This is a genomic window from Nocardia sp. CA-107356 (assembly GCF_050946365.1).
Lineage (GTDB): Bacteria > Actinomycetota > Actinomycetes > Mycobacteriales > Mycobacteriaceae > Nocardia.
Map to the genome: position 1 here is coordinate 7,582,391 of NZ_CP191992.1, position 12,311 is coordinate 7,594,701.

Below are 12,311 nucleotides of genomic sequence, written 5' to 3' on the forward strand. Positions count from 1 at the left end.
TGCAGATAGAGACTCGGCGACCCGTCGCTCCACTTGGCAGCCACCCGAGTGTGCGCGATTTGTGATACAAACTCACTCGCACCGGGAAAGTCGACCGACAACAATTTCCGAATGATTGACTCTTCCAACGAAGAGAGCGGGCGTGGCATTGCCGATGTTCCATTCATATTTCCTCGCCTTCCAAAAGCGTTAGCGGGGGCAGGCCGAAGAAGGTCGATCGGGCGACGCGTGAACGCATCGCCTGCATCGCCCGGTGCTGCCCCCTCTATTGGTCATGGGCACCGACGATCTCTACAGAGGTTGGACTGGGCAGTTTGGGTCGGCGACACAATAGCAAATCACGCTACCCGCTATCCTGCCTGCCGGGATAGCGGGTTGGGCTGGAGCAGCCTAGTCCTTCCTACCTAACACTTCGCGCGGCGACTGGCGTAGTAGCGGCGAGACTAAAAATCGATATGACGCACGCATCATCACTTCATTCGAAGGTCCATCCCTCGCGGACAGAAATATCCACAAGTGAATTGGGTCGATACTCAGTCACCATCGACTCGATGCTATCGGAAAGAATTTCACTGCCGTAGCGCACAGAATCTTTGACGACTTCGTTGTATACAAGTAGAGATTTGCTACGGTTCGCGCGCAATTTTTCAGCAGGTCGCTGCTTCATCCAAAATACGTTACCAATAGATTCCGCTTCTTGAAGCCACGCTGTGATCTCCTCGATACTATTTGGAACCTCAAGCTCGACCTCTTCCCTTCTTCGCTGAGCGTCTGCCCAAGCAGCAAGCTTGGTGTGCCGTTTGAAGCTCAATTCGACCGGAATCTCAGAGACTTTGGCTTTTAGACATATAATGAGGATACAAAGGGCCCTATCCGAAAACCGTACAAGCTCAGCTAGTGGAAAATCTTTCCGATCGCGACGAAGCTCTCCATACCACGCTACAGCTTGCACCGTTTGGAAAACCGCATGGAATTCTCGACCAGTCAACTCATCCAGAATAACATCTATATCTTCTGCAAGTTCAAGAATATTCGACATGCTCGCCCACATCGACACAACCCCTACCCAGATCATCCTTTCAAGCCGAGAAGAAGCCATTCCTAGTTGTGTTTTCCACCATGAACTACCGCCGCGGCGCATACGAGCAGAACGTACCCGTACACAAACTGGGACGTCCGGGTCAAATAACGAATCAGCCTTGGGGAGAGGACCTTCTGGCTTGTGCCCTGCTGCGCGTATCGCAATCGCGGCACTTGCCCAGGTTGGCCCGAAGGACCTATCTGCAGCGGCTGAAATATCGTTCCAGAAATCGAAGTATGACACATCTCCAGATATGTACCGCGTCCCATAGGCGCCAATAACTTGGTCCGTGAAATCGAAAACTTCAGGCGGCATAGTCTGAGATCGAGCTGTACGATCTTCTTTCGCGTGACGCGAATTCTCATCGATAAGAGCTTCGATCTGACGAAAGATGTACCCGAAAGCGCCGCTCGACGAGGAGACTTTCAATAGAGACGCGCACAAAGAAAGCTCAGAGGATGCGGTCGCGCGAATACTTATATGGATGGTACCGCCTAGAACGCCATCAAGATATGCTCGCAGCAATTCCTCGGAACCAAGAACAATATGCGGCTCATGGACCGCTAGTCTGGCTATACGTGAACTCTGCACAACATCCGATGGTTCGTCTTCGAGAATCAAAGACAGGATCACATCCGGTTCAATGTTCGCTGCTGCACCACTAGACATCAGGATGGAGAGCCACCGCGTCCGATTCAACCCAGACAGATTATTCAGTACCTCGATAAAAGGGACCGACAGTTGATCTCCGCCATTGCTTCGCAGCATCCGCCCGTAAGCGATAGACCTATGCGCATCCGGGTTGGCGATAAGTTTTGAAAATAGAATATTCCGCAGATCAGATTGTCCACATTCGGGCTCCAATGTGCCGATATCATCGAGTAATGAGATGCTGAAAATGTCTACACCGAGTTCGTCGAAAACTGCATCGATCAGTTCGGTCTGCGCAAATTTCTTGTTGGTGAAGATTCGGTCCTGCAAAAGCGCAAGCCCGACTCGTCTGGCATGAATAGATCGTGGAAGGTCCGAGCTCGCTATCATCTCCTTTATACTCATCACCAAGCTCCCAACCTCCCCGGCAATGTAAAATCCGGCATAGAAGCGGGTCACATTCAACCAGAATGGATTGGCGGCGATAGCCTCAAACCGTTGTGCGCGATCTCCTGGCGGATTGGTGCTTCTGTACGTACCGACTGGGGCTGTTGAGTAGAGATGCTCTGCACAAAAATATTCTCGGAGGGGCTGTACCTCAAATTCGTATAGGCCTTCTATTCGAGCGACCAATACAAAAATTCGTTCAAGACCACCTCCAAACAGGCTACTGGCAAGCGATGAATCATGTGACCCGGATTCAAGATACTCACGCGCCAGCTGAACCAACTGATCTCGAGAGACACTACCCGACGCCTGCTCCGACTCAGCCTGACTTTGAAGCAACCAGGCCAGATAGCCTATAAACCCAACAAGCACTGCGCGATTCTCCCGCACAGCAACCGTCTTTTCCGATTCACGAATGAAGAACAGTTCAACATATTTTCGATATAAGTCTGTTCGCTGATCCGGCAGAGAATGCCCGACTTGATGTATAAGACCCAGCAGAATAGTTAACTGCATCGGGTTTCGCGTCAACTCGACGATGTGAGGCAATTCTAATTTTTCGGACAGGATGTTATTCACGTCCTGCGTTTCGCTGGCAGACAACTTTCGAGCGACAACCCATTTGGACGTGTATTCTTGAATCTTCGAACTATCGAGTTTATCCAAAGAGATGGTCAAGAAGCCATGGTCTTCCAATCTCGCTGAATGTCCGAAAATCGATGGTCTACTGGTTATGACAACCTGCACATCTGCGCCTACCTCGTCCAGTCGATCCAGAGTATCGGCAATAGACACCACCAGGCGATCACGAAGACTTATGTCTGCGACTTCATCTAGGCCATCCAAGAACAGTAAGATCGGACCAGATTTCAGTATCGTGAGAATTTCTTGAGCATCGAGATCAATCCCACTTGAGCGGAACCATATTAATTCCGCCAGAAACCCCTCAAGCGCCTTCGGCCGCACTAGAGATCGGCGTTGGTTGTCAAATGGCGACTTGCCCTCCAAAAAGGAGGCCAAATCACGGAGATCGACCTTTATCGGCAATCTGAATGCAGTTCGATTATGCGATTCGGGGATACGATCCAAAAGTTCAGTCTTGCGAAGATACTTTGCCCGATGAACCTGACACACATATTGAGCAAGAGTAGATTTTCCTTGCCCAGGCGCGCCTTCGAGCAATATTCTCTTCACTCCGTCCTGCGCCCCGAGATTCAAAAGTACTTCGCCAGCCCCAAACTTAGAATTACCGCGCGGTGCTGAAAAATTATGGACGACAACCTTTCGGTCGAAACTATGCTCTCGGCGAATTTCATCCGAGGCCAAATTTTCTATATCATCATCGACCGTAAAGAACTTCTCAGATCTACTACGCCGAAACAAAGCTGGAGAAATTCTCGCCGGAACATCGACAAATAGAGCTAGCAGGTCATTGCTAAGGTCCACCTGTTTGAATTTGAGTGTCTTGTCGGCCTTGTACTGATACGCTACCAACTGCCTAATCGCATCACGATGATGCTCCTTACGGCCATTCAAAAGGCTGGCATAGACAACTTCGATACCGTCTTCAAGCGTCACCAGCTCAGAATATTTCAATTTCAATGGACTACCGACGGTATCCATTCGGCGATCGATATCATCGCGCCACATACAAACTGCCGGTATCTCTAGATTATTTTTGAACCAGTCGTCAACCTTGTCGATACGCCCTCCACCGAGATGAGCAGTTCCGCGCGCATTCGTGGCTAGAATGTATTTCTTAGCACCCTTTTTTATCAGTTTATTTATCTTCGGCAATTCTCCTTCTAGCGCATCGATAACCCACTCGGCGTTTTCGGGCTCATCGGCGCGCTTGAACTTGACTTGAAGTATTGTCTGCGTGTCCGACTCTGCGCCATCGCGGCCGCCATCGGGTTGCCCAATCGGGAAGCATTGAAGCCCAGGAAATTCTCTTAATAGAAGCGATTGACACAACTGCTGAAACCGGTCTGGATTACTGTTTTCGTACAGGTAGCCCATTTGATTCCTGATCTCGACCGTCTTGGCCTATAGCGGTTTGTGATGCTCGACAACCATGAGATGCTACACCGCGTCCGATTTAGCAACCCGCAAACCCGGTGTGCGGGTGCGGGACTCGGGTGCTGGCCGCCCACAACACGTTTTGGCCGCGGTTGTTGTCAAGGCACCTACCGCGTATTCGGACGAACTGCTCGATTCGTAGCGTCTGGCGGCTATGGCTAGGCACGGGGTCGACAACCTGAATCCCGCCGGGTGTGGTGCGCACGAAACCCGGCGGGATTCAACCTATCCTCAACGGTTTGCGACGTACATTGCGAGGAGTGCCGATCAACGCATGGATCATCCATGACTACGACCGCTCACAACCCTCACAGGTCTCGGCGGGGCAACCGGGTCTGCGTGCCCTGGTCCCTCATCTGGTCGAACGGATTGGCCTCGATGATTTCCTCGGTCGTCAGGTACTTGAAGAACTGCTGGAGACTCCAGTACTGGCTCCGCGCGTACTGCGGCGACAGCGGCTCTCCTGTCCGCCGGTTCGTCCTCGACAGCAACGTCTCGATGTACCCGCCGGGGTGGTCGCGGGTGATGTCGGGCGCCTCGGTCGGAAGGGCTTCGGAGAGTAAATGTTCCGCGAAGTACCCGATGTGGACCAGGTACACGTCGATGGTCTTCTTGGCCCGGTTCTTGCGCCGGAGCTCGGTCGCGAAGTCGTCGGCCAGCTCCCGGATGTCGTCCAGCGAAGTGCTCCCCATCCCCCGATGCTACCGCCATAATCTATTCGTGGAGGAGCACTGTTCTAGATTGAAACCTCTCCAGAAAAACAAAAACCCCTGCTCAGCGGGGGTTTGAACCGCCCCGACTTTCTGGCCGCTTCCTTCTTTGTGAAGGATGTGGGCCATGCCCAAGCGTTATCCGATCGAGCAGCGTGAGCGTGCGGTGAAGATGGTGCTGGAGCGACTCGACGGGTATCCGTCGGCGTATGCCGCCTGCCAGGCGCTCGCTCCGAAGCTCGGCATCCACGCCGAGACCCTGCGTGTCTGGGTGAAGCAGGCCCAGATCGACACCGGGAAGGCTCCCGGGGTGACGAGCGCCGAGCAGGTGCGGATCAAGGAGCTCGAACGAGAAGTCCGAGATCTGAAGGAGGCCAACGAGATTCTGAAAGCGGCCTCGATTTTCTTCGCGCGGGAGATCGACCCGCGCCGCCGTTGATCTGTGAGTTCATCGATCAGATGCGTGCTGTGGGTTACCGGGTCGATCCGATCTGTCGCGTGCTCACCGAGCAGGGCGTGCAGGTCGCCGGACGCACCTATCGGAACTGGAAGACCGCGCCTGCGTCGGCGCGGACGGTAACCGACGCGCTGCTGACCGACGCGCTGCTGGCCACCGTCGGCACTCCCGAAGGATTGTATGGGCGCCGCAAGATGACCCCGTTTCTGCGTCGTCAGGGCCACAGGGTCGGGATCGGCACCGTCGACCGGCTCATGCGTGACGAAGGCCTGTCGGGCGTGGTCCGCGGTGGCAAACACCGCACCACAATCGCAGGGAAAGGCGCCGGGCATCGCCGAGCCCCGGACCTTCTCGACCGCGACTTCACCGCGCCCGAGCCAAATCGCAAGTGGGTCACCGATTTTACTTACGTGCCCACCTGGACCGGGTTCGTATATGTGGCGTTCGTCATCGACTGCTTCTCCCGCTCCATCGTGGGCTGGCAGGCGGCCACGATCAAGGACACCGCGATGGTTGCAGCCGCGCTGAAGATGGCGCTGTGGCGACGAGACCACGACGGTCACGCTGTGCCCGAAGGGTTGATACATCACAGCGACGCCGGGTCGCAATATACTGCGATAGCCTTCGCGGAAACACTTGTCACCGAAGGCATCTCGGCCTCGATCGGCAGTGTAGGCGATGCCTATGACAATGCCCTGGCCGAGTCCACGATCGGATTGTTCAAAACCGAAGCCGTCGCCGGGGATAGTCCGTTTCTCGCTGGGCCGTTGCGGTCCCTCGACGACGTCGAGTACGCGACGATGGAATGGGTCGACTGGTACAACAATCGGCGGTTGCACAGCCTGCTCGGGCACGTCCCACCCGCCGAGTACGAGACCGCCTATTACGCTCGACAACAGCCATCCCAGCCGGTGGTAACTCAACCATGAAGCCGGCCGGAAAGTCGGGGCGGTTCAGTTTGTGGGGCGGGTGGGGCTCGAACCCACGACCAATGGATTATGAGATCAAACACTCTCGGCGCTGTGCGCACCAGCAAAGAACCTGCATGTCACGGAGCATTTCACCATAATCTATTGGTTTACGATTCCTCGTTCGACCGCGTCGCAGCCCGTTCGAGACTACGCCCCCGCCCGGCAGGAGACCGAGTTGACCGTCCCCGCATTGGCTCAGGCGGAATGCCATCCGAACATCGCCTGGTGGAACGCTGCGCGCTCCGGCTGCGGCGGCTCAGTTTCTCCGGGCTGTGCTTGGACACATCCGAGGAGGACGCTCGGTGCCGCCGCATTCTGTGGCTTATTCCGCAGGATGAGCTTGGTGAACGCCTCGACAAGCGCCAGTGCAGCGCCCATGAGCGCGAACCCGGCAGTCGCCAAGTCAGCGACGATCACGGGGGCACCGAATACCTCGGCGGAATCTGCCCGCCATACGCCGAGCGCGTCGTAGTGCTCCTGGGTCATCCTGTCGTCGGCTCCGGGTGCAAGTTCGGGCATCGCATCGATGTTCAAGGCGACGTTCACCGAGCTGCCGTAGCTGCGCCCGGGGTGGTGATCGACGGGCAAGATGCCGTCGTGGATGTGGTTGCGCAGTACCTTGCACACACCCGCATACACGTGGAGCCTCGTCACGTCGGTTAGGACATCGGCGTCGTACTCCTTCTCCAGGTGATCCTTGACGTAGCCCTTGCCGTCGAGCGACTGGCGAAACCTCATCGGGTCCCGGGTGGAGTCGATGAGCAGCGGATATCGACGCCCGTAGATGTCGAAGGCGGCAGCGAGGTAGAGCAGTTGCCGGTCGAATGCCTCAGCGGCAGTCTCGATCACATCGGCTCGGCGCTTGCCGTTCACGGGGTTGGACAACGCCGCAAGCATGTGGTCGAGGGCACGAGCGGCGCGCGCCAGCCTGACGCGGATCGACTTGAGCGCGGTGACCGTCTCGATATCACCTTGTCTGGCGGCGATAGTCGGGAAGCAGTCAAAGTACGTCATGTTCGACACCACGCCCCAGTCGTAGAAGTTCTCGATGGTCGCCGTGGATTCGGTACTCACCCAAGTTCCGCCGCCGACAAGCGATCCCCGTCGTACATCGATATCCGGGTTCGCGGTCATCCGCAGGTAGTGCCCGATGAGTGCCACCGCGTCCTCGGGCGTGACGCTGGCGACGATATCGTTGTCCGCCACATCGGACCGGCCCACTGTCGGCGTCGTGGTCACGATGGCGTCGATACCGACCGCAGCGGCGGCAGCGGCGTACGCGGCGGCGTGGTGGCGCTGCTCGATCGTAAGCGGAGCGGAGTTTGGCGGCGCGGTCTGAGCGTCGAGCTGCTGGTAGTCATCGAAGAAGTGGGCTGTACTGCGTGACCGCTCCCGCTCGCCTTCCGTAGTCACGCTGAACTGCACAGTGTCGAGGACACGCTTGGCATTCTCGACCGAAACGAATCCGATTCGGCGCACCAGCGGATCGCTGAGTACGTTCGTCCAGGCGGCGGGTACCGCGTCGCCGGACGCAACCATGAGCTGCACATCGATCTCGTCGCGTCCGAGGAATCTCGCCAGGAAACCGCCTGGGGGCTTCGGCAGCGTAGTGACATCAACCCCCAGACGAAGAGGCCGCAAGGCAGGACGCAAGGGGAACAGCGACAGCGACTCTTCGTTGTTTTTAACCGGCGGTCGCACGTAGCGCATGAATCGGTAGCTCGGCTGGCCGCTGGGGATGCTGATCGTCATGCCGGGATGGTCTCACCGGGGACCGACACCGCACATGCGGTCTCGCGAGTCGTGTTCGTGTCTGCGCCTAAATCGGCGTGCGACCTTGGTGTCCGAGTCGACGCGGAACTTCACGAACGAGCGAACCGCTGTCGCCCAGGATGATTCGCACCTGGACACGCACATGGTCGCGTTCCTGCGCTGGGCAGGTTCACCGAGGATGCGAGAAGGTCGGTCCTCACAATATTGAGTGAGTATCGCCGCTGACAGGGCGAATACCGTCAAAAAAAACCGTTAGCTCGATGGCGGCCGAACGGGTCCATCCAGCCTTGGTTCCCAGCCTTTCAATAGACCTTGCGCCGTTGCGGCCTGCACAATTTGACTATAAATTTCATTCAGCCGATTCGTCGCGCCATCGAGATCGGCAAGCGTGTATTCACTTTCTTGCCCGTGTACGATGCGGTTTCTGATGTTTCGAATACTTCTGAGTTCATTCCGAATCTCGGGATTCACTATGTTTGAGTTATAGAGACGTCGCCCAAACGGTTGCGGGCGGCGATTTTCGGGTTCTATATCCGCCCAGATATTGAGTTCGAGCTGTTCAATCTTGATCCAGCTTACCAGAAATGCGCCAAGCGTCTCATTTGGACTTTTCAGATTCAGCTTATGCATATTCTGTATCTCAAGATACAGGCGATAACGACTATCGTCCTCCGCAAGGAGTGCGTCAGTGACCTGGTCAGCCAGAGGGCGCCTTTCAAAATTGTCATGCAATGTGTCGATGTACGCATCTATCTTTATTGGGGAATTCAAACCGAGGCGAGAGGTTAGATCGAACAAGTAGTCCATTCGACCCAAACCTGCATTGTTAACGGAAACTTTGTCGGAAATTCCCAACTTGCCCAGCAGATGTGTTGCCAATTCGTAGTGGTCTCCGAACTTTCGATTACGCTCGGCAATACGCCGTTCTATCGCCTTCTGAAGGGTCTCAAGCGCAATTTCTGCCGATATCGCCAATCCGTTGAGTTGGTCTAGGAGTGCGTACTCTTCGTCGGAAAGGTCGCCGTCACGCGGCTTGTACACCAGGTCGTGCTCCACTTCCGACCAGCCATGCATAAATACGGACGCGACCTGGATTTCGATTTTCGCGGAAGCGTAGCGCTTCTCAGAGGCAGTTAGCGCAGGCTCCTTAAACCGAACGCGAAAATGCTGTGCGGTGTAGCCCGCAAAACGCGGGTTCCCCGGCCTCGTCTTTGTTGGGTCCGGGAAACCCTTCGGATCTTCGATTAGATCGAAGATCCGAACAATTGTTGAGGCCACAATTTCGCGGTCAGACGGGAAGTACAGAGCAATGCGCGCTCCGGCCAAGTCGACAATATCGTCGTATATTTCCTCGACGGACACGTACGATTCCTCGCGCTTGGCGTCGCGTTGTCGACATTTTTCTTCAAGCCGATCAATTGATTTTGCGCGATGCGAGACAGCACCTCTTACGCCCTCTTTCTTGAGTTCTGCCTCCAGCAGGTCCCTCGCTCGACGCGCTACGTTCTCATAGAAGTCAATTTCTTTCGTATATCGAGAAACGAAATCGGCAATCACATCCATGATATGCTCCGGGGAGTGCGGTCCCGTTTGAATAGCTCCGCGATGCCTGATGTCTTACTTAGACGAAATCCATACTGGAGTGAGGCGGACGCGCTGCTCATGGTCGCTACGATAACAGGTAGTACACTCAGGCAAGCCACTTCACCGCAACCGTGACACTGTTTGGCGTCGGTGCTGCGGGATCGTGGAAGTAGGTTCTTGCCATCAGCGTGGTCTCCGAAAAGTCGGCTGGCGTAGCTCCGGCCCACCCGTGCCCACGGCTATAGGATTTCCAGGTCGATTGAAACATTCAGCTGTCCGTAGGGCGCTGGATCGCCGGTCAGTACTGGGTATCCCGTGACCTGCGCTTCCCACGCGACATGTGCGATATCCGGGGTGATCGGTGCTGTCGCGGTTTGAGCAACTAACGCCACGCCCGGAACGATGGCCTGGCTGAACGGGGTAACCGTGAAACCGTCAGCGTCAAAGTCGGACGGGTCAGCACCGGCGAGCGTGGCGACATACAAGCTCGTTGCGGGAATGACCAGCGGGCGTCGTTCCCGCACGCTGAATCCGATCACCGTTTGGGCGTAGATGCTGCGAGGTAGCGCTACCAAAGCTGACGCATCGAGGATGGTCCCGGCGGCGGTGGGCCTCACGCGGCACCGTGACCGCGCAGGCGGTCGTCGGCGCGGTCGAACAGCGCCCGCGCTCGCGCTTCGGCGGCCGCAATCTGCTCGGCGGTCGGTTCGCCGTGCTCGGCACGCCAGCGCGCGATCGTCTCGTCCACGGTCGTCCGGGTCTCCCCGGACCCGGCCGCGGCAGCGATGTACGCGCTCACCGAGCGAGCCTGCCCGGTCTTGACGGCATTCTCGGCCCGCACTACCAACTCCTCGGGGAGGGTCAGGCTCACCTTCCGTGTGCTCATATCCAGAATCGTACCTTTATCGCACCCGCGCGGTTGTGGCATCGATCGCACGCGCGATTTGACTTCTAGCCACCACCACCCGAGTCGCTATCGGCCGCAACGAGTTCGGCCACCGGTACGCGGAACGGATAGCAGCCTGTTGAGTCGAGTTGGGTCGACTCGACGATCGCGTGGTCGCCGTCGATCTCGGTCACCGTGAACACCGAGACGCCGCCCGCCACCAGCAACACATGATCCCCGATATTCACCATGGCCAGCCTTTCCCGAGCAAACGACCGGTATGAGATTATCGTACATGTGTTCGAATACTGGGACGATGATTTCACGGCGCCGCTGAAGCGCGTCATCGACCCGCCGATGCCGGTGAATGTGAATTTGGGCATCGCGATCCCGCCGCAGGGTGCATTCCGTCGCGATGTGGTGTCGATGCGCGTCAAATCGTCCGGACTCGACTGCACAGCCGTGGTGCCCGGCCTGCTCTACGCGTGGGCGCAAACCACTGACGGCTCCTGGATCGGCCTGGTGGCATTCGCGATCCCGGCGCGGAACGGGCGGGGCCGCGTCGAGACACGGCAATGGACTATCGCCCGGGCGCTGTCACGTCGAAGCGCTCCGGACCGCCGTCCTCAGCAGCCACGCAGGGTTTAGCCCCTCTGACACGCTCGCGATCGAAACCAACTGCCCCGCTTCCTATCTCGCGGGGTGCGTGATTCGCAAGGCGAAGTGGCTTGGCGATTCCGTACACGTTCGAATGGCCCTGAGCAACGACGAGTTCTCGTTGTTCGCAAGGGGATCGGAGTCCAGCGTGGACGACTTGTCAGCGATCAAACGCGCGTGAAAGCGTGCGGAGACCGCCACACTGTAATTGAGAGCAGCTATGACTGCTGGCGATTCCCGCAGCAGAGCTATCGAGCGGATCGAGGTATCGGGGATGACTGAGCAAGCAGAGCAGACAACCGTCTCCGATCCCGAACAGTATCTCGCGGCAGCAGAGAAGCTCATCCTCGCGTTGCCGGTGAGAACGGAGTTCATCAACGCGGACGTGCACAACGCGATGCGCGCTGACGGATGGCCCGAGCTGTCCGAACCTCGCAGGTTCGGGCCGATGCTGCTTCGGCTGCGTAGAGAGGGTTTCATCGAGAAGGTGGGGTCACGGTCCACTCGAGCGCGTTCACATGGGGGTATGACCTCGGTGTGGCGACGGACGGCGATGCATCAGTCGTGATCGGGTGAGGTGAACGGCTTTCGACAGACGCCGCACAGGATCGGTCCGCCCGCGATCGTTGTTTTGTGGGCACGGATGCGGCGGGCTGGAGAACAGCCACAGATCAGCGGACGGCCGTTGCGGTCACGAATGCCGCTGTCCTCGCCGGCCGGAATGTGCTGGTCTCCCGGCCGGATGACCGAGGGTTCGAGCCGTCGATGTGCTGTGATTGCTGTTGCCAGAACTGCGATCTCGTCCTGGTAGCGGTTCACGGTCTCTTCTGAAACGGTGCTGATCGACCAACCGCAGGTCGAATGCCGGCGGATTGTCAGGCCAAGTTCTTCGGCAAGCTCCTTGTACCGCTTGTTGTGGTACTGGTGGGCGCGGCTGGTGTCGCGGATGCCGCGGTTCCAGGCCAGGCTATGTGCCGCTTCGTGGAGCAGTACTCCGAGCATGTGGCGAGGTCCG

Annotated in this window: 11 protein-coding genes; 3 read left to right on the top strand and 8 right to left on the bottom strand. The window is 57.2% G+C overall.

Translation table 11 applies throughout. The features are described 5' to 3' along the window. Positions 1–475 precede the first annotated feature (475 nt). Both ACQP1G_RS34115 and ACQP1G_RS34120 read right to left on the bottom strand, forming a co-directional pair. Entirely contained in the window at positions 476–4,198 is a 3,723-nt protein-coding gene (locus ACQP1G_RS34115) for an NACHT domain-containing protein (RefSeq protein ID WP_433193795.1), read from the bottom strand. A 368-nt stretch (positions 4,199–4,566) separates the two neighbouring features. Further along, positions 4,567–4,950 (bottom strand): hypothetical protein, encoded by a 384-nt coding sequence (locus ACQP1G_RS34120; RefSeq protein WP_433193796.1) that lies wholly within the window; start codon positions 4,948–4,950, stop codon positions 4,567–4,569. A 145-nt stretch (positions 4,951–5,095) separates the two neighbouring features. Between ACQP1G_RS34120 and ACQP1G_RS34125 the strand changes: the two genes are divergently transcribed. Further along, positions 5,096–6,354 (top strand): IS3 family transposase gene (locus tag ACQP1G_RS34125; protein WP_433191780.1). Its coding sequence is split into 2 segments (ribosomal slippage): positions 5,096–5,369 and positions 5,369–6,354, totalling 1,260 coding nucleotides; the frame shifts between segments, so codons are not numbered across the junction. Between the two features lie 237 nt (positions 6,355–6,591). On the opposite strand, the gene ACQP1G_RS34130 is transcribed toward ACQP1G_RS34125, so the two are convergent. From ACQP1G_RS34130 to ACQP1G_RS34150, 5 genes are all read right to left on the bottom strand, one after another. Next, entirely contained in the window at positions 6,592–8,148 is a 1,557-nt protein-coding gene (locus tag ACQP1G_RS34130; protein WP_433193797.1) for a hypothetical protein, read from the bottom strand. Positions 8,149–8,421: 273 nt separating this feature from the next. Then, positions 8,422–9,732: a GTP pyrophosphokinase gene (locus ACQP1G_RS34135; protein WP_433193798.1), complete on the bottom strand. Its 1,311-nt coding sequence runs from the start codon at positions 9,730–9,732 to the stop codon at positions 8,422–8,424. Positions 9,733–9,992: 260 nt separating this feature from the next. Continuing rightward, entirely contained in the window at positions 9,993–10,370 is a 378-nt protein-coding gene (locus tag ACQP1G_RS34140; protein WP_433193799.1) for a hypothetical protein, read from the bottom strand. Beyond that, positions 10,367–10,639, bottom strand: coding sequence for a hypothetical protein (locus ACQP1G_RS34145; protein WP_433193800.1), 273 nt, complete (start codon positions 10,637–10,639; stop codon positions 10,367–10,369). The genes ACQP1G_RS34140 and ACQP1G_RS34145 overlap by 4 nt, the downstream gene beginning before the upstream one ends. A 65-nt stretch (positions 10,640–10,704) precedes the next feature. Beyond that, positions 10,705–10,890: a hypothetical protein gene (locus tag ACQP1G_RS34150; RefSeq protein ID WP_433193801.1), complete on the bottom strand. Its 186-nt coding sequence runs from the start codon at positions 10,888–10,890 to the stop codon at positions 10,705–10,707. Here ACQP1G_RS34150 and ACQP1G_RS34155 point away from each other — a divergent pair. Both ACQP1G_RS34155 and ACQP1G_RS34160 read left to right on the top strand, forming a co-directional pair. Next, positions 10,889–11,287, top strand: coding sequence for a hypothetical protein (locus tag ACQP1G_RS34155; protein ID WP_433193802.1), 399 nt, complete (start codon positions 10,889–10,891; stop codon positions 11,285–11,287). The genes ACQP1G_RS34150 and ACQP1G_RS34155 overlap by 2 nt on opposite strands. A 283-nt stretch (positions 11,288–11,570) precedes the next feature. Beyond that, entirely contained in the window at positions 11,571–11,864 is a 294-nt protein-coding gene (locus ACQP1G_RS34160; RefSeq protein ID WP_433193803.1) for a hypothetical protein, read from the top strand. Here ACQP1G_RS34160 and ACQP1G_RS34165 read toward each other — a convergent pair. After that, the gene (locus tag ACQP1G_RS34165; protein ID WP_433193804.1) at positions 11,855–12,298 is read right to left on the bottom strand and encodes a hypothetical protein; all 444 of its coding nucleotides are present in this window, start codon (positions 12,296–12,298) and stop codon (positions 11,855–11,857) included. The genes ACQP1G_RS34160 and ACQP1G_RS34165 overlap by 10 nt on opposite strands. Between the last annotated feature and the right edge of the window lie 13 nt (positions 12,299–12,311).

What these genes read in the sequence shown, in the direction of transcription:
- ACQP1G_RS34115 (WP_433193795.1), bottom strand. Translation starts at nt 4,198, where the DNA reads ATGGGCTACCTGTACGAAAACAGTAATCCAGACCGGTTTCAGCAGTTG.
- ACQP1G_RS34120 (WP_433193796.1), bottom strand. Translation starts at nt 4,950, where the DNA reads ATGGGGAGCACTTCGCTGGACGACATCCGGGAGCTGGCCGACGACTTC.
- ACQP1G_RS34130 (WP_433193797.1), bottom strand. Translation starts at nt 8,148, where the DNA reads ATGACGATCAGCATCCCCAGCGGCCAGCCGAGCTACCGATTCATGCGC.
- ACQP1G_RS34135 (WP_433193798.1), bottom strand. Translation starts at nt 9,732, where the DNA reads ATGGATGTGATTGCCGATTTCGTTTCTCGATATACGAAAGAAATTGAC.
- ACQP1G_RS34145 (WP_433193800.1), bottom strand. Translation starts at nt 10,639, where the DNA reads ATGAGCACACGGAAGGTGAGCCTGACCCTCCCCGAGGAGTTGGTAGTG.
- ACQP1G_RS34155 (WP_433193802.1), top strand. Translation starts at nt 10,889, where the DNA reads ATGGCCAGCCTTTCCCGAGCAAACGACCGGTATGAGATTATCGTACAT.
- ACQP1G_RS34150 (WP_433193801.1), bottom strand. Translation starts at nt 10,890, where the DNA reads ATGGTGAATATCGGGGATCATGTGTTGCTGGTGGCGGGCGGCGTCTCG.
- ACQP1G_RS34160 (WP_433193803.1), top strand. Translation starts at nt 11,571, where the DNA reads ATGACTGAGCAAGCAGAGCAGACAACCGTCTCCGATCCCGAACAGTAT.
- ACQP1G_RS34165 (WP_433193804.1), bottom strand. Translation starts at nt 12,298, where the DNA reads ATGCTCGGAGTACTGCTCCACGAAGCGGCACATAGCCTGGCCTGGAAC.